Origin of the sequence: Psychrobacter sp. Pi2-51, from assembly GCF_904846665.1 — a bacterium.
GTDB lineage: Bacteria > Pseudomonadota > Gammaproteobacteria > Pseudomonadales > Moraxellaceae > Psychrobacter > Psychrobacter glaciei.
This window is the reverse complement of record NZ_CAJHBP010000002.1, coordinates 195,578-221,434: the sequence shown is the minus strand read 5'-3', so window position 1 is coordinate 221,434 and position 25,857 is coordinate 195,578. Positions and strand designations below refer to the sequence as shown.

Annotated in this window: 23 protein-coding genes; 13 read left to right on the top strand and 10 right to left on the bottom strand. The window is 43.8% G+C overall.

What is annotated here, in order from left to right:
• Positions 1–167: 167 nt before the first annotated feature.
• Positions 168–878, bottom strand: a complete 711-nt coding sequence (tmk, locus tag JMY08_RS02110) for a dTMP kinase (RefSeq protein ID WP_227679568.1) — start codon at positions 876–878, stop codon at positions 168–170.
• A gap of 87 nt (positions 879–965) precedes the next feature.
• Positions 966–2,261 (bottom strand): endolytic transglycosylase MltG, encoded by a 1,296-nt coding sequence (gene mltG / locus JMY08_RS02105; RefSeq protein ID WP_201589606.1) that lies wholly within the window; start codon positions 2,259–2,261, stop codon positions 966–968.
• Positions 2,262–2,430: 169 nt separating this feature from the next.
• On the opposite strand from mltG, the gene JMY08_RS02100 reads away from it, so the two are divergent.
• Complete coding sequence (locus JMY08_RS02100; protein ID WP_201589589.1) at positions 2,431–3,195, top strand: DpnI domain-containing protein; 765 nt, start codon at positions 2,431–2,433, stop codon at positions 3,193–3,195.
• Here JMY08_RS02100 and JMY08_RS02095 read toward each other — a convergent pair.
• A complete protein-coding gene (locus JMY08_RS02095; protein ID WP_201589586.1) occupies positions 3,192–3,686 on the bottom strand; it encodes a hypothetical protein in 495 nt (164 codons plus the stop codon). The genes JMY08_RS02100 and JMY08_RS02095 overlap by 4 nt on opposite strands.
• 155 nt (positions 3,687–3,841) lie before the next feature.
• Here JMY08_RS02095 and JMY08_RS02090 point away from each other — a divergent pair, with 155 nt between their 5' ends.
• On the top strand, positions 3,842–4,039 hold the full coding sequence (locus tag JMY08_RS02090; protein WP_227679567.1) for a DpnD/PcfM family protein: 198 nt from the start codon (positions 3,842–3,844) through the stop codon (positions 4,037–4,039).
• A 10-nt stretch (positions 4,040–4,049) separates the two neighbouring features.
• Here JMY08_RS02090 and JMY08_RS02085 read toward each other — a convergent pair whose 3' ends face one another.
• Both JMY08_RS02085 and JMY08_RS02080 read right to left on the bottom strand, forming a co-directional pair.
• The gene (locus JMY08_RS02085) at positions 4,050–5,078 is read right to left on the bottom strand and encodes an aminotransferase class IV (protein ID WP_201589583.1); all 1,029 of its coding nucleotides are present in this window, start codon (positions 5,076–5,078) and stop codon (positions 4,050–4,052) included.
• Positions 5,079–5,093: 15 nt separating this feature from the next.
• Entirely contained in the window at positions 5,094–5,768 is a 675-nt protein-coding gene (locus JMY08_RS02080; RefSeq protein ID WP_010200905.1) for a hypothetical protein, read from the bottom strand.
• Between the two features lie 376 nt (positions 5,769–6,144).
• On the opposite strand from JMY08_RS02080, the gene aroE reads away from it, so the two are divergent.
• Positions 6,145–7,005, top strand: a complete 861-nt coding sequence (gene aroE / locus JMY08_RS02075) for a shikimate dehydrogenase (protein ID WP_201589691.1) — start codon at positions 6,145–6,147, stop codon at positions 7,003–7,005.
• Positions 7,006–7,086: 81 nt separating this feature from the next.
• Here the strand turns inward: aroE and JMY08_RS02070 are convergent, their stop codons facing one another.
• The gene (locus JMY08_RS02070; RefSeq protein WP_201589564.1) at positions 7,087–8,226 is read right to left on the bottom strand and encodes an FUSC family protein; all 1,140 of its coding nucleotides are present in this window, start codon (positions 8,224–8,226) and stop codon (positions 7,087–7,089) included.
• 405 nt (positions 8,227–8,631) lie between these two features.
• On the opposite strand from JMY08_RS02070, the gene JMY08_RS02065 reads away from it, so the two are divergent.
• Positions 8,632–10,452 carry an acyl-CoA dehydrogenase C-terminal domain-containing protein gene (locus JMY08_RS02065; RefSeq protein WP_201589561.1) on the top strand — a complete coding sequence of 607 codons (1,821 nt, stop codon included), beginning with the start codon at positions 8,632–8,634 and terminating at the stop codon, positions 10,450–10,452.
• A gap of 151 nt (positions 10,453–10,603) precedes the next feature.
• Positions 10,604–11,071, top strand: a complete 468-nt coding sequence (locus JMY08_RS02060) for a hypothetical protein (protein WP_227679566.1) — start codon at positions 10,604–10,606, stop codon at positions 11,069–11,071.
• Positions 11,072–11,076: 5 nt separating this feature from the next.
• Here the strand turns inward: JMY08_RS02060 and JMY08_RS02055 are convergent, their stop codons facing one another.
• Both JMY08_RS02055 and ybaK read right to left on the bottom strand, forming a co-directional pair.
• Complete coding sequence (locus JMY08_RS02055) at positions 11,077–11,499, bottom strand: 5-carboxymethyl-2-hydroxymuconate Delta-isomerase (protein WP_201589555.1); 423 nt, start codon at positions 11,497–11,499, stop codon at positions 11,077–11,079.
• A gap of 70 nt (positions 11,500–11,569) precedes the next feature.
• Positions 11,570–12,058, bottom strand: a complete 489-nt coding sequence (gene ybaK / locus JMY08_RS02050) for a Cys-tRNA(Pro) deacylase (protein ID WP_201589540.1) — start codon at positions 12,056–12,058, stop codon at positions 11,570–11,572.
• A 293-nt stretch (positions 12,059–12,351) separates the two neighbouring features.
• Here ybaK and plsB point away from each other — a divergent pair, with 293 nt between their 5' ends.
• Complete coding sequence (gene plsB, locus JMY08_RS02045; protein WP_201589527.1) at positions 12,352–15,129, top strand: glycerol-3-phosphate 1-O-acyltransferase PlsB; 2,778 nt, start codon at positions 12,352–12,354, stop codon at positions 15,127–15,129.
• A 96-nt stretch (positions 15,130–15,225) separates the two neighbouring features.
• Here the strand turns inward: plsB and ettA are convergent, their stop codons facing one another.
• Positions 15,226–16,887 carry an energy-dependent translational throttle protein EttA gene (ettA, locus tag JMY08_RS02040; RefSeq protein WP_189583397.1) on the bottom strand — a complete coding sequence of 554 codons (1,662 nt, stop codon included), beginning with the start codon at positions 16,885–16,887 and terminating at the stop codon, positions 15,226–15,228.
• Positions 16,888–17,402: 515 nt separating this feature from the next.
• Between ettA and JMY08_RS02035 the strand changes: the two genes are divergently transcribed.
• The 4 genes from JMY08_RS02035 to JMY08_RS02020 all read left to right on the top strand — a co-directional run bounded on the left by JMY08_RS02035 (position 17,403) and on the right by JMY08_RS02020 (position 21,577).
• Positions 17,403–18,707: a flavin reductase family protein gene (locus tag JMY08_RS02035; RefSeq protein ID WP_201589509.1), complete on the top strand. Its 1,305-nt coding sequence runs from the start codon at positions 17,403–17,405 to the stop codon at positions 18,705–18,707.
• Between the two features lie 429 nt (positions 18,708–19,136).
• Positions 19,137–20,546 (top strand): fatty acid desaturase family protein, encoded by a 1,410-nt coding sequence (locus tag JMY08_RS02030; protein ID WP_227679565.1) that lies wholly within the window; start codon positions 19,137–19,139, stop codon positions 20,544–20,546.
• 195 nt (positions 20,547–20,741) lie between these two features.
• Positions 20,742–21,035: a GNAT family N-acetyltransferase gene (locus JMY08_RS02025; RefSeq protein WP_189583406.1), complete on the top strand. Its 294-nt coding sequence runs from the start codon at positions 20,742–20,744 to the stop codon at positions 21,033–21,035.
• 248 nt (positions 21,036–21,283) lie between these two features.
• Positions 21,284–21,577 (top strand): 4a-hydroxytetrahydrobiopterin dehydratase, encoded by a 294-nt coding sequence (locus JMY08_RS02020; protein ID WP_189583409.1) that lies wholly within the window; start codon positions 21,284–21,286, stop codon positions 21,575–21,577.
• 141 nt (positions 21,578–21,718) lie between these two features.
• Here the strand turns inward: JMY08_RS02020 and JMY08_RS02015 are convergent, their stop codons facing one another.
• Positions 21,719–21,874 (bottom strand): DUF1328 domain-containing protein, encoded by a 156-nt coding sequence (locus JMY08_RS02015; protein WP_010200882.1) that lies wholly within the window; start codon positions 21,872–21,874, stop codon positions 21,719–21,721.
• Between the two features lie 470 nt (positions 21,875–22,344).
• Between JMY08_RS02015 and JMY08_RS02010 the strand changes: the two genes are divergently transcribed.
• The 3 genes from JMY08_RS02010 (at position 22,345) to JMY08_RS02000 (ending at position 25,803) form a co-directional block, all read left to right on the top strand.
• Positions 22,345–23,649 (top strand): saccharopine dehydrogenase family protein, encoded by a 1,305-nt coding sequence (locus JMY08_RS02010; protein ID WP_201589503.1) that lies wholly within the window; start codon positions 22,345–22,347, stop codon positions 23,647–23,649.
• Positions 23,650–24,081: 432 nt separating this feature from the next.
• Positions 24,082–24,918, top strand: coding sequence for a hypothetical protein (locus tag JMY08_RS02005; RefSeq protein WP_201589484.1), 837 nt, complete (start codon positions 24,082–24,084; stop codon positions 24,916–24,918).
• 435 nt (positions 24,919–25,353) lie between these two features.
• Positions 25,354–25,803, top strand: a complete 450-nt coding sequence (locus JMY08_RS02000) for a hypothetical protein (protein WP_201589481.1) — start codon at positions 25,354–25,356, stop codon at positions 25,801–25,803.
• The last annotated feature ends 54 nt before the right edge of the window (positions 25,804–25,857 follow it).

Here is a 25,857-nt window from a genome sequence, read left to right as displayed (position 1 = left end):
ATTAAAAGCCCTCATAATAATTATGAGGGCTTTTTTATAGGGCGCTATTTGACGATGTTTGGCAAGATTTAGCCCATTTAGATTATATGGTCAGTGAAAATTAATATCAGCAGCATCATAGCGTTTTTGGGGTATTTTGACTATATCGAGTGAATTGGAGACACGCCCTAGCTAAGATTAAATCTTGTCGCAACCGCTTGCCATACTCTAGCGCTGACCTCCTCAGCGCTACCTGAGGCATCGATACGCTGGATACGCTCAGGGTGCTCGGCTGCGAGCGTAATAAAACCTGTATGCACCCATGTAAAAAACTCAGTCGCCTGCTGCTCAAAACGATCGGCAGCGCTACGTTTACCCGCCCGCTCCATGCCTTCTAATACGGGCAAATCCAACCATAGAGTCAGCTCGGGCAACTGGGTAACGAACTGAGTGATAAGGGACTCAATTTTGACTCGTACAGTAGCGTCACCATGCGCACGCCCAAAGCCCTGATAGGCAATGGTAGAGTCGGTAAATCGATCACATATCACCCATGTTCCCTGCTGTAGTGCTGGCAAGATTACCTGCTGCATATGGTCGCAGCGCGCTGCAAACAATAACAACAGCTCTGTGTCGTCATTGATCTCCGTCACCGGATCCAATAATATCTCGCGCACACGCTCTGCAAACGGGCTACCACCTGGCTCACGGGTACGCAGATAGTCGATATCGCTATCTTGCAAGCGCGCACATAACTGCTCGATAGCAGTGGTTTTACCCACGCCTTCAGTGCCCTCAAAACTGATAAAGCGCCCTTGCCTGGGCGTTGTATCCGTAATGTCAGTCGTGGCTTGAGTTGAATTGGTTTGCAACAAGTTGGCTGGTATAGATGCTGACATGATATGACCTTATGTCATTGATGAGCACTATATGAATTTTTATAGCGCTCAGTAAATGATAGGTTTTATGAAAAGTAAAGCGATGGTTTACTGCGGCGGCGTTTGAGATTTTTTCTCACGCATGACGCTCAGGTATTCTTTTACTGCCTGATTGTGTTCAGCCAAGCTATTGGTGAATTTGTGCCCGCCATTTCCTGTCGCCACAAAATACAGCGCTTCACTATCCGCTGGATGTAAGGTGGCTTCGATAGAGGCCGCAGACGGTAGCGCAATCGGCGTAGGCGGCAGACCATCGATTTGATAGGTGTTGTAGGATGTTTTTTCGTCGATGTCTTTACGGCGAATGTTGCCATCGTAGCGGCTGCCCATGCCATAGATAATCGTCGGATCGGTCTGCATGCGCATGCCTTTATCCAAGCGATTTTTAAACACCGCTGATACTAAGGGACGCTCTTCTGCCACGCTGGTTTCTTTTTCGATAATAGAGGCCATTACCAGCGCTTCATAAGGACTCTTATAAGGCAAATCTGGCGCACGATTTTCCCATGCTTTGGTCAATGCTTGCTGCTGACGCTTATACAAATCCGTCAATACCTGCTTGTCACTGGTGCCCTCGCCATAATAATAGGTGTCAGGCGCAAACCACCCTTCAAGATTATGATTGACGATAAGGTCATTACTGTTGGTCACGCTCTTTGGCAATATACCGACCAAGTCCAGTCCTTGAGCAATACTGGCGTTACTAGCATCACCGCTGTCTGCTATTAGCACTTCTTTTTTGATATTGTCATTATCACGTAGCGATTGATATAAGTCTTTGGACGTTTTACCTTCGATAATTTGCACTTTTACCATTGCCGCTTTGGCACCCTGCGCGAGCACTTGTAGCGCCTCAGCGATAGTTGGGTTCTCTGGTAATTGATAAATGCCTGCATGTAATGGTGCATCGACTTGCGACTTAATATAAAGCTTGGCGACACTAGCAGAAAACAGTGGTGTCTGCTGTTGCCACTGCGGCAGCAATCCGTAGTAAGTCTGACCTTGCTCGATCGTGACCATCTGCTGCGGCTGCTCAATCCGTCCAAACAGCGTCTGATAGACTATGACTAAGAGAAACGCAGCAATAAGCCCCAGCACGAGCAATACCTGATAGCCACGCTGCATAAAGAACGATTGATTGTCCACTTTATATTTACGCGGCTTAGTCTTGCCACTGATGAGCGAGATATCCGTTGCCGGCGCTTCCTCGCCTGCGGCCTCATCCACGACTGGCTTGGCATCCGATGGCGCTCTAGCGATGCGCTCGTCAACAGCGCCCTCTTGCTCATTGGATGGAGTATCATTAGGACGTTCAGGAGGCGTTTCAGGTGTTGGATTGCTCATGGCAACTCGCAAGGCAGAGGTTTGCTAGAATTTAGCACTGAACCGTGCGCTTTTCAATGGTATTTGCTTAGCTTGTGAATTAACTTAGTGTTTAGATTAAATTATATGGCTAAATATTCCTGCGCTTTTATTGATATTTTTGTTTTGTCTACTACAACGAAAACTTATTATGAATCTACATTTCAATCAACCTCTCGCTGTAAACTATCAATCTGAACCCCAAAGGGTTCGTGTGCTCAGCGAAGATTGGGTTGCGAACCAAAGCTATTGCCCTAATTGCAGTGCCGAACCATTGGCTGAATTTACTAATAACCAACCTGTCGCTGATTTTTATTGTTCAAACTGTCATGAGGAGTATGAGCTAAAAAGCAAAAAGGCAAAATTGAGCAACATTATTAATGATGGTGCTTATGACACTATGATTGAACGTATTAATAGTGACAATAATCCCAGCTTTTTCTTTTTGACCTACTCTCAAGAATATAAGGTGAATAACTTTTTAATCATTCCTAAGCAGTTCTTTCAGCCGGACATGATTATAAAACGCAAACCATTATCCGTCACTGCCAAACGCGCTGGTTGGGTTGGTTGCAATATTGATTTGCGCAAAGTGCCTGAATCGGGGAAAGTGTTTTTGGTCAAAGACCAGCAAGTCATACCACGCGATAATGTCACCGAGCAATTTCAGAAAACCTTGTTTTTACGCGAGCAATCTATCACATCACGTGGCTGGACATTAGATGTTTGGCAGTGTATCGATAGGCTGGATGTGAATTTTTCTCTCAATCAGGTTTATGCTTTTGCTGATGAGTTAAAGCTCAAACATCCCGAAAACAATCATGTTAAAGATAAAATCCGTCAGCAACTACAAGTATTACGCGATAAAGGCATTATCGAATTTTTAGGTCGTGGGCAATATCGAAAGTTGCATTAAGCACTTTTATTATCCCAAAGAGGTAAATCTGCACTTGCCACTAATTTTCCATAAAATTTGTGTGGAGGATAATCCATTTCCAACTCATCATTTACTTTAAAAAAACTTTTTACATTGTCTTCAAGACACATATAAGTTCTATTTTTTACATGTTTATTCCAGTTTATTAACAATCCTAGTGGCGTACGAGCAGCTTTGGTAAAAGCCTGTCTTTTGACCATAATCGCACACATGACAGTGTCATCATGAGGTAGCTTATCCAAGCCTTGCTCTATGACTTCTTGACGTGTATGCGCGTACTTAAACTCACCACCAAATGCTGTATATTTTTTATCTTTCTTAGAATAGATAATACTGAATGCTATCGTCGAATAACCAGCTAAGTGAACGATTTCATCAGGACGTTTTTTCGCTACACGACACACTTGATTAAATAGCATTAATCGACGGATTTGTAGCGGGATTCGTTTATCTTCGTAGACGTATTCCATTGATTCCTCTCCTTATCAAATCACTATCATTGATCGATTTTTCTTATCGCACAAGTACACGTAACAAAAGACGATCACTTCTTTTTAAGTGTCTTTGCTAACCTAGACTATATAAATGCTAAAGAAATTTTGATAAGGATATATTGAGAATAGCGATGATGAAAACAGATAAGAAATTAGAGAGAGTTTTTCAGATAGAGATTGTGGAAACGCTCAGTAATATCGTGGAAGTTAGGGCAAAAAACGAGCAAGAAGCACTATTAAAAGCGCAAGATATGTATCGTAATGAAGAGGTTGTTTTATATCCCGATGATTTTATTGACACCAAATTTAATATTTTTGCGCGAGAATAAACGGCTTTATTTAGCCGATATTTTTTTGACTTTTAAAATCCACGACTTCACCCGACAATAACGTCAAACTGGTCATTGGCATGATGCCGCGTAGCGCATTACAAAAAAATAGCTGCTTTACTTTAGGTAAATCCGCATCTTGCAACGATCTAATGATAACCGGCTGCTCTGTGCTGGATAACCCATCGATAAGCACTTGCCGCATCACGCCAGCGACGCCCGATTGCGCCATAGAGGGCGTATACCATTGACCAGCACTTAGATAATTGCTGTTGTTTTGAAGACGTGGAGGATTGGAAGACTTTGCGAATGGCGGTTCTGATAATTGATAGAACACATTACTCATCGTCCCTTCAACCCAGTGCCCGCTCATATCACGCAGCAGCCCCTCACCGATATTGGGTTCGGCACTCGCTGGTAAATGATTGGACGATAAATGATTGGCTGGTAAGAAGGGGTTGGATGTTAATGTTTGGGCTTTAACGCGTTGTAGCTCAGCGCTTGCCAATACATTATCCAGACGATTGAGACTTTTGAGTCCGGCAAGCGGTGGCGGTAGACAGGCGAGTTGTGAAGACAAGCAAGTGGCAGAAGTCATTAATTGCAGAGGAACTAAGCACCCATTCGGTAGACGTAGCTGCTCAGCAGTGGCGATAGGCATGGCGGAAGACTTGAGCCAGATCTCGCAAGCACTACCGGATGTACTTGGCGCATAACCATAACCACGGACATCTTGCGCCGTGCGGGTGACGATAAGCTTAAGCATGCCTTGCTGCAATTGCTTGGCCTGTGTCTGCAAAGTGGCCAATAGCGCTTGGCTATCGATATCGAGCTGTAGAGCGTCGGCATGAGAGTCAAGGCGCTGCTGATGATAGTCCGACCACAGTATCAGCCCGTCGATGACGCCCATAGTGGTAAAAAATCCATCACCGTATGCCAGTCCGCGATTGTCTAATGACATGGTTAACGCTGTCCCTGCTGCGTTATCGCTAGCCTCGCTTAGAGGTTGCAGACGTATCCAGCTGTTAGACGGCGGCATGATAGCTCCCACCATTTAGCTATTGTCTGTTTGAGCAGCAGCTTTGTTAAGCACCAGCATACAACTATAAAACTCACATTTCGCCAGCTCTATTTTTTGCCCGCCGATGGTTTTATCTTTAATAATTTGACCGTTCAGCATATCAGCGAGCACTTTGCCACCGTCATCACCCATCAGCTGACGCGCTAGCATATAGGATTTTTTGGCATGATTTTGACTCAGCTCTTTTTCTTTATCAGAGTCGGTCGGATTGGCATAATACCAGCCAAGTTCCAGATATTTTTCGGAATCGATAATATCTAAATAAGGCGCATCGGTATTCATAAAACGATACTTAGAAGCTGGATTACTGGCATAGTCTAGGCTGTTTTCGTCGGTACTCACCACTTTACCAAAGGTCGCTTTGATACCATCTAGCTCATCAACCGTGATCGGCTCTACTTGGTCAGCGCCCCATGCCAGCACATCATATTTTACTGGTGTGCCTTGCTGAGCAGTCGCGCCATCTAAATCAGCCGTGTCAGTCGGAGCGGTCTGCGTAGAAGTATCTGTGGCGGTCTGCTCGCTAGTGGTTGCCGCGCCAGCCTCTGGATCTTGGGCGTCTTCTTTGGTGCTATCACAGCCACTCAACGTCACGCCAACTGCCATTATCATACTGACCATCAGGGTCTGTAGGTTATTATTCAACATGGACAATGTACTCACACTTTTAGATTGATCTCAAAATAGTATTAACGAGCTGGCAGATACGCCACTGATAATGAAGAATGTTTTATTAAAAAGCTTGGTGATAACCTAGCAGTTACTAGCGCATATTGATATCGATTTTTATGCTCACTAGTTTACCCAACTGCTGAACGCTTGACTACCCTTTACGTTACGGATACCACTCCCAGACAGTACAGATTTGTTAAAGACCTCACGTTTTAAACCCCTATGTTCAATCGTGTATTTGTCGCTTGACCGCCCTATTTGTCAAACATAGCGTTATCCCTTATGATGAATGGGTTTGAACGGTTATCAATCTGACTCCTTCATGCCCTTACTGCCAGCGGACTATTTATTTATGACCCAGCACTTTATCGTTATTGGCAATCCGATTGCCCACAGCAAATCTCCTGAAATACATACGCTATTCGCCTCGCAAGCAGGCATTGATATTTGCTATCAACGCCAGTATTGCCCCGATGATGCAGCCAGCTTTGCCGCGGTCATCGAGGCATTTTTTCATGGTGGCGGTGTGGGTGCCAATGTGACGGTTCCCTTTAAACAAGTCGCTTATGCGTGCTGTCAGGCGCGTGGTGGCTTATCAGAGCACGCCAAAGTCGCCGGTGCGGTCAATACGCTACTGCTCAATAAAACACTATTAAACAGTGGCACGCCAATAGCAGAGGCGCTGTACGGCGATAATACCGATGGGCAAGGATTGGTCAATCATATCACTAGCTTAGGCTGGCCGCTGGCTGGTGCTCGCGTTGCCATCATTGGCGCTGGTGGTGCCGCGCGCGGGGCAATATTACCTTTGATTCAATCCGGTATCGCAACACTCACAATTGCCAATCGCACAGTGGGCAAAGCCACCGACTTGGTCAGTGAGCTTAGCGCTGCCAGTACGTCTATCAGTCAGCAGCAGATTACCACTTGTACGACTAGCGAGTTGAGCGGACAATTCGACATTATTATTAATGCGACATCGATTGGTCTATCGGGCGAGACCTTGCCACTGAACGACACGCTAAACACGCAATATGCCTACGACATGATGTATGGTCGCACTCTACCGTTTTTAGAGCATTTTTCGGCAAGTGGGACGCAGACCTCAGACGGTTACGGCATGCTTATCGGACAAGCCGCCTTAAGTTTTGAGCGCTGGACGGGTCACAGTATCGATGTCATACAAGCCACTAAAGCTCTTAACGCCAAATAAATTAAACCGTCATTTATATGCTGCTTTGAGCCACAAAGGCGTATGAAGCCGTATCAGACAACTTTGTCATACGCCTTTCATTTATTCTTTCGTTGTTTGACCAAAACGCGCAAGCAACCAAGCTTCTATTTGCCGTAGCGGCACACGCAAACGGCTTGAGTGTATGGCCAGACCACCGCTAAGACCGACGACGCAACCAATCGTAGTATCAAGCATACGTACACGAATGATCTCCTCGGCGACGGGCGGCACCAGCGACATGCTGCCATATTCAGCGATAAATATCGTCAACGGCGTGATAAATACCACTGCCAAGCCGTAATGACGATCGACTAATGACTCGATACAGAGCATCATTATAAAAATAGCGATCGCAACGCCCCATATCGATAGCCCCCACGACAGCATCCAACTCGCCACTGCCATTCCCACTAATGTACCGAGTAAGCGATGCATTTGTTTGATCCACATCGTGCGTAGCTGCATGCCTTGAATAATGATAAAACAGCTCACAGCCGCCCAGTAGGGATAAGGCATCTTTAGCAATATCGCGATGGCCAACGCCAAGCTCACAAAGCTGGCCACAATGAGACTGTCGCTAATCATGTCCGATTCATAAAGATAAACGGGCGCAGGCACAGTAGGACGCGTCGCTAATAAAAACAGACTATACAACAGCGCTAGTAACATCGACATACCACCACCTAACATCACTAGCCCTGTCGCTGATAGCACTTGCGCCAACGGCACAGGAATAAATAACGCGATCGCCCCTGCCATCATCACAAACAATCCTGCCGGTGGCGGCTGTCGATAGTAACGACCCAACATGACGATGGCAAAAGCAAGCAATGCAAATACGGGCAGTCTGAGCACAGGTATCTGCTGAGCGATCAGTCCGAGCGCAAAGCTCAACACCATGGCAAATCCCCACGCCATGACCGTCACCAAACGATACGGTAGTGTGCCTGACAACGGCAAGTTGAGGATAATCATTGCCCCCAGAGAAGCCTTAATACCTGAAGACAAAGCATCAAAATAAGCACCGACGAACACGGGGAAGCTAATGGCAATGGCAGCGATAATCGGCATATGCCATGGTCTTTTGCTGCGATTAACTGTTAACAAATGCGGAAGTTCACCCAACACTAACGACTTAATATAGGCAAACCGTTCTGCCAGCCAAGTTATCCAACTTGCCTTACGCTTTGATGCGCTCATGAATCGATTTTCCTCTTGCCTCGATATTGCGCCGATTGATGGAACACTGTACTTCTTACTTTAGTTTGCATGATGTTTGAATGAAAATGACTCGTAATGCTATTATTTAAACGTGAATATGTTACCGACACATAACTTAATTTAATATATAATAATACAAACTATGAATATTAGTTATGAGTTATATATTTGTCGCTATAGAAGTCTTATACTTGGATAACTATCCTAATAGTTAACCTTTATCAAGTAACACTTAGCGACTTTCATAACAGACGATATTTTAATAAGTTTAACTCACCATCTACAATATCATTCATTTGTATCAAAATAAGCAAACATCCGCTCGAATAAACTCTGGTTTTCAATCCTAAGTCTACGACAGCGAATTAACCAAAGAGACCGACTATGTTAACTTACAAAGCACCTTTACGTGATATCAAGTTTTTAATAAATGATGTGTTCGACTATCAAACGCATTATAAAAGCTTAGACAATGGCGAAAACGCTGACCCTGAAACCGTTGATATGATTCTTCAAGGTATGGCAGATTTTGCCGAAAACGTCTTGGCACCTTTATATCAGCCAGCTGATGCAGAAGGCTGTCATTTTGAAAATGGCGTAGTCACAACCCCTAAAGGTTTCAAAGACGCTTATGACCAGTTTGTAGAAGGCGGTTGGCAAGGTATTTCTTATCCTGAACAATACGGTGGTATGAACTTACCGACTTCATTGAACCTAATCAAAGCTGAAATGATCGGTACGGCGAACTGGCCATGGGCAATGTATCCTGGTCTATCTACAGGCTGTATCAACACCATTATGCAGTATGGTACAGATGAGCAAAAAGAGACTTATCTACATAAATTGGTCGAAGGCTCTTGGGCAGGCACCATGTGTCTGACTGAACCACAATGTGGTACTGACTTGGGTCAAGTAAAGTCAAAAGCCATTCCACAAGATGACGGTAGCTACAAGCTGGGCGGCACCAAAATCTTTATCTCAAGTGGTGAGCATGACTTAACCGATAACATCATTCACATTGTGCTAGCACGTCTACCGGACGCACCAGAAGGCACACGTGGTATTTCATTGTTTATCGTACCGAAATTTCTGCCAAATGCTGAAGGCGAAAGTGGCGAGCGCAATGGCGTTTCTTGTGGTTCTATTGAACACAAAATGGGCATCAACTCATCAGCAACTTGTGTCCTAAACTTTGATGATGCGGTCGGTTACCTCATTGGTGAGCCAAACAAAGGCTTAAAAGCCATGTTTACCTTTATGAACACCGCTCGTATCGGTACTGGCATCCAAGGTTTGGCGCACACTGAGCTGTCTTTCCAAAACGCCCTACCGTATGCGAGAGATCGTCGCTCAATGCGTACGTTGTCAGGGACTAAAGATCCTGAGAAAGTAGCCGATGCTATCATTCATCATGCTGACGTACGTCGTATGCTATTGACCCAAAAAGCCTTTGCTGAAGGCGGTCGCTCGATGATTTATCATTCAGCGCGCTATGCAGATAAAATGGCACAAGGCATCATCAATGGCGATGACGAAGAGTTTGAAAAATGGGATGATAAACTTGGCTTCTATACGCCTATCCTCAAAGGCTTTTTAACTGAGCTAGGCATTGAAGCGGCCAAACACGGTCAGCAAGTATATGGCGGTCACGGTTATATCAAAGAGTGGGGCATGGAGCTAATCGCTCGTGATGCGCGTATCGCTACTATGTACGAAGGTACAACTGGTATTCAGGCACTTGATTTGCTCGGTCGTAAGGTTATCTTGCAGTCTAAAGGTAAAATCATCCGCGATTACACCTCAAGTATCATGAAATGGTGTGGCGAGTATGCACTTGATAAAGACATGCGTAAATTCGTTTGGGCATTGACCAAGCTTTGTGCTGAGTGGAATACCTTAACGGTTCGCTTGATGCTAATGGCTCGTAAAGACCGTGAAATCATCTCAGCAGCATCAGACGATTTCTTGATGTACTCAGGCTATGTCATGATGGGTTATCACTGGGCACGTATGGCGGCTGTCGCTTATGACAAGCTTGAAAATGGCGGCACAGAATCACCAGAGTTCTACAAAGCCAAAATCCAAACTGCTGAGTTCTACTTCGATAAACTATTGCCACGTACCTCAGGTCACGCCGAAGGTATGGTTGCACCAAGCAGCAGCATGACTGCCATGAAAATCGAAAACTTTGCTTTCTTAGATTAAGATTTAAGATTAAAAGCAAATTCGTTAATCATTGATAAAAAAAGCGCCTATTATTTAGGCGCTTTTTTATGCTTAACTAAAAGTCAGAGAATACTAGATCTGGAAATAATAGATAGATGACAAACTCAGTTAGGAGGCTATGATGTTGTCCATGAATAACAAAAGCACTTTATTAACCACACGAGTGATAAAAACGCTGTTGCTGAGTGCCACATTAATAGGTGTTAGCACGAATAGTGCGTTGGCTAAAAGTAGCGACACCCCTATTCAGTTTGCTAAAGGTGCTATCAGTAGCACGGTAACTGGTCAGCTAAAGCCTAATGAAAACGAGCACTGGTATCGTTTTCACACCAACAGTTGGCAATATGCCATCATTAATATTGCGCCACTCGTTGGTACGCCTGAGACTGCCAATGTCGGTGTGCTGCATATGCCCAATGGCACACAAGATGGCACCAAAGGCGGTATCATTTATCAAGGCTGCTTGCCTGTCACGGGGACTTATCGATTGCGCATTGCTCGTAATCTGATGGCCACCCAAGGTCAAACGGCAGGTTATAGCGTTGAAGTGATTGTCTTACCTAAGTATGCCAGCGAGCCACTGTGCGAGTATTTGTAGATTTATTAAAATACGAGTAACGGTAAAGCCCACGGCAAATATTGATTACTAATACTATTCACCAAGCATTTTTTATGATAGACCGCACTAATCTCTTCAACTTCCACGCATATCTGCAATGCTGAACGTCCCGATTGCGCGGCGCTCAATTGATTTTCTATCGTTGCGACCAATAGCTCTGCCAACTGATTGCGAACGGCAATATCGCGTCCTGTCATCATTTTTAGATGCGCGTAAATAAATCCATTGGCCTGCTCATCATCTTCCACACCCACCAGAAATGTTTGGATGGGTAGGATGCGTGCTTTGATATCAGTTTGTTGTTTGAACTGACCACTGTCCCATAGCACTTTATTGAGCGACTTGAGCAATGATTCTTCATGAGCAATACTGACGTTAGGCGTCACTTGGATGGTTAAATGCGGCATGAGTCTATCCTTAAAGAAGTGTGAATAATGAGTGAAAATTTAGTGTCCATATCAAGTCTGAGTTTAACCATTAGTCATCGGTAATATCAGCAAAACAGGCCTCAAGAGTGGCAGCCAATTGTGTCGGTGGTAATTCGATTTCTAACCCGCGGCGACCGCCGCTCACATAAATGGTTGGCTGCTGTTCAGCCGACATATCAATGACGGTCGTCAAGCGCTTCTTTTGTCCAAGGGGACTAACCCCGCCCAGTACATAACCTGTACTACGTTCGACTTGCTTAGGGTCTGCCATTTGTACTTTTTTGCAGGCTATCAATTTATGAGCCGATAAGGCTTTGGCCATTTTTTTGAAGCTCAGCATTTTGTCCACTGGCAAAATAGCCACTGCCAGTGAGCCATTGTCAGTGGTTACCACCAAAGTCTTAAACACTTGAGCTAATGGAATGCCCAGTTTTTCGGCAGCTTCCAATCCATAAGAAGCGGCATTACTGTCGTGAGTATATTCGTGCAGCTGATAATCAAGGCCGCGCTGTTTGGCAAGTTTGATAGCAGGAGTCATAGGTATTTAACTTATGGTTATGTAATTGAAATAAGTGAGAGTAAAGATTAGGGCGTGTCCTCAATTCAACCGATAGCGATCTAAAGTTTGATATTTAGTAGTAGTTTACGCCACTATGTCATTGCGCTAAAGCCTTTATACCTCAAATAATTAAGCATCTCACCCGGTATTTAACTCTCGAAATGGTCACCAAATCGTATTAATATTAGCAGTATATACAGACACAATATATCGCTTTGATGGCTTTTATGGCATCATGAGGGCAATACAATTTACTAATTTTGATATCCATTATGATACCCAGTTTCTTAAAGAATAAGTTCCTAAAAAAACGGATTTTTAAAGCGCCAGTCGCGACCGATAGCCAGTCAGCGACAGGCAGCGATGCAGTAACCGATGACGCTGCAATTGCGACTAAGCCTTACTCGAATGCGCCCATCAATCAGCTATATCGCAAGGTATCGGGTCAACTGCTCGATATCGCTGTTAAGCCGAAGCTGTTGGGTGAGTTGCCAGAGTTTGATACTGACGATCAGACGCTGAGATTTTATGTGCTGCAAGATTATTCGCGCTCCAACAGTATTTTGATCGATTTGCAGACGCAAGAGCACAATCTGCCACCAGCATTGGTTGGGGTAAATGACGCCGCCCATAATATTAAAGAGAATGCGGCCATCATATTTTTGCACCATCCCCATGCCAAAGACAGTCAGCTATCACCGCGCCTTTCTCGTTTGGTGTCTGCTGTTTTACAGTATCCAGAGCTAAAAGTGCGTCTGGTGCCAGTATCTATATTGTGGGGACGCGCACCTGAGAAAGAAGACTCCCTCTTTAAGCTTTTAACGGCTGATAACTGGGAAGATCCCAGCATTACCAAGCAGTTATTTAATATTGGGGTGATGGGACGCGATACCTTTGTCCAGTTCCATCCACCGCAAGACTTGCGTACCCTTATTAATGACAATCTTAAAGGACACGTAGAAGGTCCAGCTGTCTTTGATTCTGTTGCCACTGATTCAGTCAATTCTACTACTGATGGCACCAATGAGACGGATACCGTACCAAGTTATGCGTTGGTCGCGGCTGCCGATGGCAATCGTGAGATGGTGCGCATGCTGCAACAACAGCTCAAAATCTACCTAGACAAGCAGCGCGCCAGTATGCTCGGTCCTGATTTATCAGATCGACGCAACTTGGTCGATAAACTGGTTTATTCACCAGCGATTAAGCATGCGATAGAAGCCGAGGCCGAAGCATCAGGTATCAATGTTCGTGACGCCCGTAGCCTCGCGAAGGGCTATGCCAATGAAATGGTGAATGACTACTCCTACCCGATTATTCGTGTCTTTGATCGATTTTTGACGTGGTTATGGACACAGCTTTATGACGGTGTAGAAGTCCATCATTTTGAGCGAGTGCGCGAGCTGGCAACAGATCACGAAATCATCTACGTGCCTTGTCATCGTAGTCATGTCGACTATCTGCTACTGTCTTACGTTATCTACAAGCGTGGTCTGAGCATCCCTTACGTTGCAGCAGGTGATAACTTAGATGTGCCCGTCTTAGGTCCACTATTACGCGGAGCGGTGGCGTTTTATATTCGTCGTAGCTTCCGTGGTAATGCGCTTTATACCGCTGTGTTGCGCGAATATATGCATACGCTTATTACTCGTAATACGCCTATCGAATACTTCATCGAGGGCGGTCGCTCACGCTCAGGACGTCTGCTACCACCAAAGATGGGCATGCTGGCGATGACTGTACACAGCCAGTTACGCCAAACCAATAAGCCAGTGGTATTCATTCCAACTTACATCGGCTATGAGCGGATCATGGAAGGCGGTACTTATGTGGGTGAACTAAAAGGCAAGCCAAAAGAGTCTGAATCTTTAATCGGCTTACTCAAAGTTGGTCGTAAAATTGAGCGCATTTTTGGCAATGTCCATCTAAGTTTTGGTAAACCGCTTCACCTTAGCGACTTTATGACAAAGTTCGATGTGGCAGCCAATAGCTTACCGACTGATCGCACTGATACCCCACTCGATGTCAAAACCAGCGCCATGGTCGACAACATCGGTGTAAAAATCATGCAGCATATCAATAAAGCTGCGGTGGTCAATCCCGTATCGTTACTGTCATTAGTGCTTCTGTCTGCTCCCAAAGCAGCACTAGATGAAGATATCTGCCGTGAGCAAATCGCGCTCTATCAAGGTCTTGCTCAGCAGCTGGCTTATTCAGAGGATACGGTCATCACTGATATGAGCCCGCAACAGATTATCGATTATGGGGTCAAGCTCAAACTGATCGAACGTATTCCGCATATTTTAGGCGACATCATTCAGGTCGCAGACAAGCAAGCAGCACTGCTTAGCTACTTCCGTAATAACATTTTGCATGTCTTTATTCTGCTATCATTCCTAGCTGCTTTAGTCGCGCGCAATGGACGTATCGAACGCAGTCGTTTGGATAATATTGCCGAGCAATTATATCCATTTTTACAAAGTGAGCTGTTTTTATATTATCCAGCACATGGCTTAGCCGAAACGCTCAACAAAAAAGTAGATAATCTGCTCAGTCATGGACTGATCGTCGAGTTGGGTGATGGCGTACTTAGCGTCCCCGAATCCAATAGCAAATGCTATCAGCAACTACAAGTGCTTGCGACGCCAGTTGAGCAAAGCCTTGAGCGTTACTTTATGACGCTTGCCCTCCTTGCTCAACAAGGCTCTGGCAACCTGACTGAAAACGAAGTCGTTGATCTGTGCCACTTGCTCGGTCAGCGCTTGTCTGTGCTGTATGCGGATGACATTCCTGACTTCTTTGACCGCGCCTTATTTACTAGTTTTATTAGCGCTTTGACTCGCCTTGACTATCTACAAAAGGACGATGAAACGGGCATACTGACCTTTGACCACCGTATTCATGACATTGCGCATCATGCCAAATACGTGCTAACGCCTGATATGATGCAAATCTTGCAGCAAGTCGCCAGCTTAGACGAAGAGGAAATTACCCATGCGATTACTGAGATTAGTAATAAAAAGCAGCGTAAATTTGGGCGCAAGCGTTAATTTATAACCAGTTATCTTAAGTAAATGCAGCACAAAAAAAGACCTCTAACGATTAGAGGTCTTTTTTATTGGATTGCAATATACTAAACAGCCGTATTAGTTCGTAATCTTCTTATACTTCATACGCTTAGGAGTGGCAGCATCACCCATGGTCTTTTTACGGTAGGTCTCAAACTCAGAGTAGTTACCATCGAACCAAACAGGGCCTTCTTCTTCGAACGCCAAGATATGGGTGGCGATACGGTCAAGGAACCAGCGATCATGCGACACGACCATGACGGTACCTGGGAATACTTGAATCGCATCCTCTAGCGCACGCAAGGTTTCGATATCCAAATCGTTTGATGGTTCATCGAGGAGTAATACGTTCGCACCCTGCTTTAGCGTCTTCGCCAGTTGCAAGCGGTTACGCTCACCACCAGATAACTGCCCGACATGCTTCTGCTGGTCTGAACCTTTAAAGTTAAAGCGACCGATATAAGCACGACTTGGCGTGGTATATTCACCAACAGTGATGATGTCGAGGCCGTCAGACACTTCTTCCCAAACGGTTTTGCTATCGTCTAAGTTGTCACGTACCTGACCAACATAAGCCACTTTGACACTTTCACCCAAATCAACGGTTCCAGTATCTGGCGTATCACGTTCAGTAATCATGTTAAATAGCGTGGTTTTACCCGCACCATTTGGACCAATAATACCGACGATAGCACCTGCTGGGACGTTAAAACTTAGGTTTTCATAGAGCAAACGATCGCCAAATGATTTAGAGATGTCATTAATCTCAATAACCTTGTTACCCAAACGTGGACCAGGTGGAATATAAATCTCAGCCGTCTCGTTGCGCTGCTGGAACTCTGTTGAGTTCAGCTCTTCAAAGCGTTGTACACGAGATTTAGACTTGGCTTGTTGGCCTTTTTGGTTTTTACGAATCCACTCAAGCTCTTTTTTCAGCGCTTTAGCAAAGGATTCTTCTTGCTTATTCTGCTGCTCTAGACGCGTGTTCTTTTGCTCTAGCCACTCAGTATAGTTGCCTTCGTACGGATAGCCATGGCCACGGTCAAGCTCCAAAATCCACTGCGCGACATTATCCAAGAAATAGCGATCATGGGTAATGGCAACGATAGTACCGCTGTAGTTCTGCAAGAACTGCTCAAGCCATGCGACAGATTCGGCGTCCAAATGGTTGGTCGGTTCGTCAAGTAACAGCATATCAGGGCGTGATAATAGCAAACGACACAGCGCCACACGGCGTTTTTCACCACCTGACAGTCTACTAACATCCGCATCCCATGGCGGCAGACGTAAGGCATCAGCGGCTTTTTCTAACTGAGTGCTTAAGTTATGGGCATCCCATGTTTGGATGATGTCTTCCATTTTGCCTTGCTCTTCAGCAAGTTTATCGAAATCTGCATCAGGTTCAGCGTATTCAGCATAGATAGCATCTAAACGAGCGAGCGCATCTAACGCTTCGCGCATGCCGTCTTCGACGTTACCACGTACGTCTTTGCTGTCGTCAAGCTGTGGTTCCTGCGGCAAATAGCCGATTTTGGTGCCCGTTTGCGCGCGTGCTTCGCCACTAAATTCTGTATCCACGCCTGCCATGATGCGTAGCAAGGTTGATTTACCTGAGCCGTTGATACCGAGTACACCGATTTTGGCACCCGGAAAAAACGATAGGTTGATATTTTTTAGAATTTCACGCTTAGGTGGAACAAGTTTTGACACGTTGTTCATCGTGTAAATATATTGAGCCATTAACACTCCGATAGACTGCATAGAAGAGGCAAGCAAATCATACTTAGCAATGATGCCAAGCGTGCTGCACCTCAAAATCAGGGTTACAAATTATAGGCCATTATCGCATTGTGGCGCATACCCTGCAAGCTAGTAGATGGCTTTAGCACTCTTTGGCATTGATTTCGTATTTTTGCACCTATAAGCGCAAGTTTTTACGCCTATCAGCACAAGATTATTTGCTTAAATGCAGCCTATAATAGTCAGTATAAGCCCTAATTTGAACAATAATCATATCACCCTGATACGCTTCTGTTTTATAAACTCCACAAAAAGTTGCAGCAAATTTTTCGCAAAATTAATGAATAGCCGTTAAGATGTTAGATATTCTTAATAAAATATTTCAGTAATTGTAGAGTCTTTTTGTCTGTTCTAATATGTGTAAACGCTGATAAGAATAACGGCAAAAGCAGTTAGGCGAGCAGTCAAACGCACGACTTTACAATGATTGAAAAGCATATGATAAAAGGTATTCTATGACGACCGGCTACCGCCCTGAGATTATCCAACGCGCGTTCGTTGATTTTATTGGGTCGCGCCTGCATCCGTTTTGGTCATTGACCACACCCAAACTTCGCCTTGTGGCACGGCAGGTTCTCAATGAAGAATTGATTGCGCTGCAATTTGAAGTCAATCAGGCGTTCAAACGACAGGCATTTTCGGTCAATGATAGCTGGCAAGGTGGTCAATATATTCATTTGACCGTACCTATCGATGGCATCAATCACCAGCGCAGTTACTCGCTGGTTGGGCTGTTTCCTCAGCCAAAAAATTTACATGATGCTATTTTCACTAAAAACCTTGTAGACAATAGTGTTGCTAATAACGCTGACAATAATACTGAGGATCGCGCTAGCAACACTCTACATGCTACCGTCACTATTGCTATCAAATCGCAAGGGCTGGTTTCGGACTATCTGACCAGACAAGCGCCACTTGGTTCGATCTTTAATAGTAGCGTTCCGAGCGGTGACTTTACCTTAGCGGATACATCAGAAAAATTAGTCAAGCAAAAAAGTGGACTGCCACAATCTGAGCAGTCGCCCCTCTTATTTGTCGCTGGTGGTAGCGGTATTACCCCAATGTTAGGGTTAATTACTCAAGCATTGACACAACGACGTCACGTTACTTTGTTATATTATTATCGTTCGACATTGGCAAGAGCGCCTTTTCAAGCGTACTGGCAACGACTAGCTACCACCTATCCCAACTTTGCTTATTATATGGTTAATACCACTGATCCAAGTAACCACAGTAGCCAGCTAGCAGGCACGCGACATTTAGACGCTGATACTTTATCACTGCTACCATTATCATTAGCAGAGTCGACGATATTCGCTTGCGGCTCATCCTCATTATTAGCAGGGCTTTACCGCGCCCTTGACACACTAAGCCCGCCAACAGATGAGGAGAGCTTAACTAACAAGCACTCTCTACGAGACAACGTGATTATCGAACATTTTGGCACGGCATTGACCGATGCTGATATGAACGTTGGCACAGGTGAGTCAAGCGAAACGGCAGATATAGCAGCGCAAACGGTATATTTACGCGGGCGACAGCAGCAGTTTAGTAGTCGCACCACGTTGCTTTTAGGGGCTGAGCAAGCAGGCATACGGCTGAGCTATGGCTGTAGACAAGGAATATGCCAGCTGTGTCGCTGCCAAAAAATAAGCGGTGTCGTCAAAAATATCCAAACGGGCAAAGTGAGCAGCAATGGTTATGAATCCATTCAGACCTGTATCAATATACCAATGACAGAAGTTATTTTAGATGTATAAAGCATGTTGCTTCTATTGAGCGGCCATTTTTAATAGAGACTCATAGATATTTTTTATAGATAGACTTACAGTGTTGGTACCGCCTTCTTAACGGTTTTAAAGCGTTTAAAATATTTTGTGAACCAAAAATAAAGCCCCGCTCACTCATTAATTATTCTTATCATTATTACTGTTTGATTAATACCTGCCCTAGGGCGTGTCATCATTTAGATTGTGAGGCTTAAAATGAGAAAAATTGCAGCCAAACAAGGAAGAAATTGCCGTAAATATGAACATATTGACAAGATTTCTGATGATGTTTGGCAAAATTTAGCCATTTTAAGACCACTAAATGTATCAATGTGCTAATTGATGACATGCCCTAGGTAAACTAACTAAAATACAGCAACTTGTACCAGATTTCGATAGATTAACGCTTTAGCATATTATATGCTAAAACTCACTAGAATCATTGGACCGACGCTGTCGTCTGACACCCTAAGCAGTCTCGGTCAAGGACTATCTATGCGCTTATTACCCTCTATGTTCACCGCACAGTCTGCCGTGCCTACATTTTCTGGATTAACGACTGTACCGCCAAAGCAAGGTTTATATCCAACCTTGAGCGGCTCGCAATTGTCAAAAGCGCGTACAGAAGCCTTGGCTGCTGAGCTAAACACTCTGTATCAGAGCGTGATGGACTCACTGGGTGCTGATGATGCTCGCTATATTCAGCGCGTTTATAGCACCGTCGTCTATAGTGAAGTGCTGGCACGTGGTCTACTGGCTGTCGCAGGTCGACTGTCATCACGACGACGTATAGTGGCGACTTGGTTATTGGGTACTTCTTTATTAAGTTTTAGCAAAATCTTAAACAATATGGAGCTTGGTCATAATGTCATGCACGGGCAATATGACTGGATGCAGCATCCGCATCTGAATAGTAAGCAGTTTGATTGGGACATCGTTTGTCCTGCCCCACTATGGCAGCATTCGCACAATTATCTGCACCATACTTATACCAATATCGTTGGTCGCGATCACGACGTCGGTTATCATTTGATTCGAGTGACTGACGAGCAGCCTTGGGTGCCAGAAGATCGCTACAACTTGCTTAGTACCGCAGGACTGGCACTTGGATTTGAGTGGGCAGTTGCTTTTCATGATATTCAGATCAGTACCGATGAGTATGCGGACTCTCCTGATCTGCATAACATCATGCAGCAAAAATCTCGCGCCTTATTTGCCAAAATCGGTCGGCAAGTGGGCAAAGACTATATTGCCCTGCCAGCCTTAGCAGCAGTAACGATGGGGCGTCGTAGCGGCATAAGTACATTGAGCGGCAATCTCACTGCCAATATCGCTCGCAATATCTGGACGTGGGCAGTGATATTCTGTGGTCATTTTACCGAACAGGCGCATATCTACACCCATCTCGATGCTAACGAAAGCAAAGGTGACTGGTATGTCCGTCAAATCCTAGGCTCTAGTAATATTCAAGGTAGCAAATGGTTTCATCTTTTAACGGGTAATTTGTCACACCAGATCGAGCACCATATCTTCCCTGATATGCCCGCTCGCCATTACGCGCGTATCGCGCCACAAGTACAGGTAATCTGCCAAAAGTATGGCTTGTCTTATAACACTGGTCGGTTTGGTCGCCAATTCAAACAAGTAATAGGTCGTATCAAGCATTTTAGCAAACCAAGTGCAGAAGAATGGCAGGCACATTTGCAAGCGCAATCTAATCTACCAGCGCATGCAAATAATGTTGTCGAACCAAAAGATGAACCGATCATGCGCGGCTTAAGTAAATATCTACCGCCTGTGGTGCAAAACGCCTTATTTTATGCCAAGTAGATGTTGTAAGAATGAACGGTAACATTTCGCCTATCTGTATTTACCATAAGCATTCGTAAGTATCTATTATATCTATGAGCAATGACTCATAATAAAGATTGGCAATGACTCACATAAAGAAATAACTAATTATAAAAACAAGTCATTTCATACAAACATTAATAATGCGAAAACTTATAAAAAATGGAGTGCTATATGAACGATAATATTGACAAAAAACACTTAGATATTGTCCATGATGAACAAGCCAAACGTTTTGAGACCTCAATCAATGGTCACACTGGCTATATCAGCTATCAAGAACGCGACGGAAAACTCGTCTATGACCATACTATCGTACCGCAAGAATTGGGTGGGCGCGGTGTCGGTTCAGGTCTAGTCAAACATGCGCTAGACTATGCGCGCGAACAGGATAAAAAAGTCGTGCCACAGTGCTCGTTTGTCGCCTCTTACATCAGCAAACACCCTGAGTATCAAGATTTGGTATAGTCGAATACCATCCTTTAGCTCTATTAAAATCCAATAATTGATGCCACACTACCCTCCTATTTGTTTGCTATCTACAATCATATATTTATTCTTAAATATCTGACAAGATATCGAATATAGGTGGGTTTTTTGTCCTATTTTAATCATAAAATCCATATAGCATTTACTAAAATGGAGAAGTCTACCAATAACCAAAAGCTAGCGAATACTCGACCAGTAAATCCAACATAATAATAAAGGAGACCGCTATGAGTAGTTTATCTGACAAACAAATTGATCTACAGCTAGAAGACTTGGCTGGCTGGCAGCGCGATGGCAACGGTATCATTAAGAGCTATAAATTTAACGACTTTATCGAAGCCATAAGCTTTATGAACCAAGTTGCATTTCACGCCGAAGCACTCGAACATCATCCTGAATGGCACAACACTTATAACGTCGTAGATGTGCGTCTAACGACCCATGATACGGGTGGTATTACCAGTCTTGACATTCGTTTGGCCAAACGCATGGAACATATTATTCAGCCCAAACATTTATAATTATTTAGCTCGCCTCTTTTATATATAGAGACGTATTTAACAATTCAAGCAATATCTTTAGTAAAAAATCCCCATAAAAAAAGTCCTCAATCGAGGACTTTTTCTTATTACTGAGTAACGTTTATTTTGTTCAAAATATCATTACATTTTACGACTAACAAACGCGACGATGAACAAGATCACAGCCAATGCTAGCAAAATGTATGCGAAGTTTGCAGACAGTCCAGCGACACCGCCAAACCCTAGGAAACTTGCGATAAGTGCGATTACGGCAAAAATAATAGCCCAACGAAACATAGATTTCTCCTCAATAATTATCAAAAATCAGATGCTAAGACACATATAACAGACCTTATAAACGACCGTTACTAATACTTGCCTTACCTCATCCAATATCCATTTTAAGTTGTTGTTTTTTTAATACTGTCTATAACTGCTTACAAACATAGATTAGCAATGTTTCGCACCGATAAACGTTCATTTTGGTAATAATATCGGTAGGTTATGTAACCTTTGTAGCAAATCTTAATGTGCCGACATTTTTGCTTGGCTTTTCGAGATTTATATGTAGAGATAGTAAAATACCCCTCAATCCCTAGCATTTCCCTCTTATAGTCTGCTATAAACCATCACAGTTCACACTAACGGGTTTCTACTTACGGCTAACATGTCTTAGAATAGAGTCAATGGCATATAAAAAATGATTTTTTATTTCTACCATTCAGTATGAGATCACATATAAAAAACACTTATTAAGGATAATAAATATGGCTACAAATACGGATACTTCGAAGACTATCAATGCAGCAGATGATAATAAGCCGACCGGTAGCGAACAGCGTCCTTACACCATCGTCTTATATGGTGCGACAAGTTTCGTTGGGCAAATCACCGCCCATTATTTAACAAGCTTTTTGTATAATGCCAAAAATAAAAACGGCGATAGCGTCACGTGGGCGATAGCGGGTCGTGACGAGGACAAGCTTAACGAATTACAGTCCAAGCTTGAGAACAAAGTAGACATCATTATAGCCAACAGTAAGGACGCTGCCAGTCTTGATAAGATGACCAAACAAACACAAGTCATTATCTCAACCGTCGGCCCTTACCTAAAATATGGTGAGCCGTTGATCAAGTCTTGCGCCGAAAATGGTACAGACTATGTCGATCTCACCGGTGAAGCTATCTTTATCAAAGACATGATGGACAAATATCAAGAAACTGCCAAACAAAGCGGTGCTCGTATCGTCAACTCCTGTGGTTTTGATTCTATCCCGTCAGATTTGGGCGTTTATTTTACCCAGCAGCAGGCAGAATCTCAGTTCGATAGCACTTGTGATGTGATTCACATGCGCGTAAAAGCGGCAAAAGGGGGTTTATCTGGTGGTACGATTGCCTCGATGGCGACCATCTTTGAAGAAGTGGGACAAGATAAATCACGTCGTAAGCAAGTGGCAAACCCTTATCTGCTTAATGATGATAAAGACGTGCCTAGCGTGCGCCAAGCCAATATCAGCAAGCCAGAATATGACAGTGAGCACAAACGCTGGTTGGCTCCTTTTGTGATGGCAAGCATCAATACCCGTATCGTACATCGCAGTAACCAACTACTCGGCTATGAATATGGACGTGATTTTAAATATGACGAAGCCATGTGGATGACAGATGGCATAAAAGGTAAGCTGTCGAGCTATGCACTGAGCGCTGGGCTGTTAGGATTTGCCACCGCGATGATGATTAAGCCAAGCCGCGAGCTCCTGTCCAAGCACGTCCTACCAAAAGCTGGTTCTGGCCCGTCAAAGTCTGATCAAGATAATGGTTACTACGATATTCGTCTCTTTGGCCAAACTGCCAATAAAGACACCATCAATACCAAAGTAACGGGCGACAAAGATCCTGGCTATGGCAGTACATCACGCATGCTGGCACAAGCGGCCTTGTGTTTAGCGCAAGATATTAGCAAAGACGATGTCTGTGGTGGGTTTTGGACGCCAGCATCTGCAATGGGCAACAAACTGCTAACGCGCCTAGAAACGCATGCAGGTCTTAGCTTCGAAATAGTCGAGGGTTAGACTTTTATAGATTATAGAGTGATAAAGTCTTAAGTTTTACTGACCGTATCTTGGTAACAGGGTACGGTTTTTTAATAGGTAAAATTTCCCATGATTTTTTAGCAGATGTTAATAAATAATAATAACGTACATTTTTGGTGAACAATGTTGCCAGTTTTCGCTTTTTTTATACATTATGCTACACATTCTTAGCCTGATGTCACAGCCATCTATTAGCAACTGACGTAGCATTAAAAACGTTAAAGTAAAGAAAAATTAAGGCAGAAACGTTGAATTAGAAACTATGACGTTATTTATTAAGTAAGTGATTTTAGTAAGTAAGGAATTACTTCACTAATGACTTTCACTAATGATTCAGTATAAAAATAAGCCCTATAAGCAAGCCACCATTCTGACTACAACACATCTATTTATAATTAAAAGGAAGTAACTATGAAATTGAATATATTGACCGCCGCTGTCATCACCTCAGGTCTGGCAATGATTGGCAGTAATGCAAATGCTGGGATGACGACCGATACTCACGGCAACGTAGGTTACGACAGTTACGACGAGTGCGTCACCGCTGTCAAAGATGGCTCAGCCAAATTTTATACCCCTTATACGTATCAAAATCCCAAACGCCAAGCTGGTGAAACCTCTGTCAAAAAGATGCGCTTATCTGATGTTATGATTCCACAGAATGTCGTTGACAGCAATAACTTGAATACTAGCGACTATGCAGCAGGCGCTTGTGATTTAGGCGTTGGACAATCGAATGGTCGATACGGAGTGTCGGGTGCCTTGGTCGGAAAATACGTTCCCATCGCTGCTGATATGCCAGTCAACGTTTATATGGACAAAAACGGCAATCCTGTCCGTCTAAGTATGCAACAGTGTGACAATCATTTTAGCACCAAATTCCCGACACCGATTATGGCTGAAGTCACTGAATCTGACGCGCCAGAAGCACAACTTGCGATTACTGAAGAGCGCAATGTAGAGCCAGTCATTATCGAAACCACTCGTGTTATTCGACCCGCTAAGTATCGGGTAAAAGAAGTAATCGTCGCCCCCGTGGATCAAATCAAACGTGTCAACACGGCTAACGGTACTGCCATTGCTGTGGAAGACGCTGGACGTACTGTCGTCGTTGGCGAAGCAGCAGATGCCGAGGTAATCGACAGTACAGAAATTAGCCAGACTTTCCCAGTTATCCGTGTCCCTGATAATGACTTACAGCAGCGCGTTATCGACCCTACGACTGGTAGATATGTCATCGTCGAATAGTTTTTTCTACAGGACAAAGGCTTGACTCTCAGTAGGTCATGCGCTTATTTAGTAACCGACATACCTAAAGATAAGGTAGCAACGCTCATATTCTTACCTGACAATAAGAATACAATAGTTGCACAAAGTCACCTGCGAGCGCTTGTCTGTTAGATTTTTAATCTATGTACTACTGAAATAATAATGGCTTAGTTGGTATTCTCTTGCTTAGAGTTTTATTAGATGATTTTATAAAGCTTTTCGTTCAAATTGGTCATGATAATCGCTATACGGTTGTCATGATTTTATTTTATCTACACATTAAATGTTAGATATACTAAATATATATATTCAAAATACTAAATTAATTTACGATAAACGAAAGCATGTAAATAAGCGTCAAGTTTGAAATACTTTAAGCTGACACTATAAGAATGCAAACTGAGGAATCAACTGATGAAAAACCGTACCCTACCTTTATCGTTACTTATTGGTGCCGCACTTACTATCCCAAGCTTGGCCATGGCAGCACCTGCTGAGACTGCACAAGCAGATATGCAAAATGCTACTACCGCTACCACACTCGAGACTGAAGCTATAAATGCTGACAATCAATCAGTACCAAATCAATCTAATTCGATTCAGATCAGCGAAACTCAGCGCATCTCAAGAGCAAGCGTGAATAGCAACGCTAATCAACAGCAAATGGCGCCTAAGCTTCAAGTACAACAACAAGCTATGCAGCAAGCTATGCAAGCCAAACAACAAGCCGAACAACAAGCCGAACAACAAGCGATGCAAGATCCAGAAGAAGCAATGCAACAACAAGAGATGCTACAAGAAGATCCACAAGAAGATATGCTAGATGAAGAGGATTTATTAGAGTCGGAACAAGACGACCAATAAGCTGAGTTATTAGCCACGCTAAAGCACTTCTAGTAATATATGTTTCAAATATAT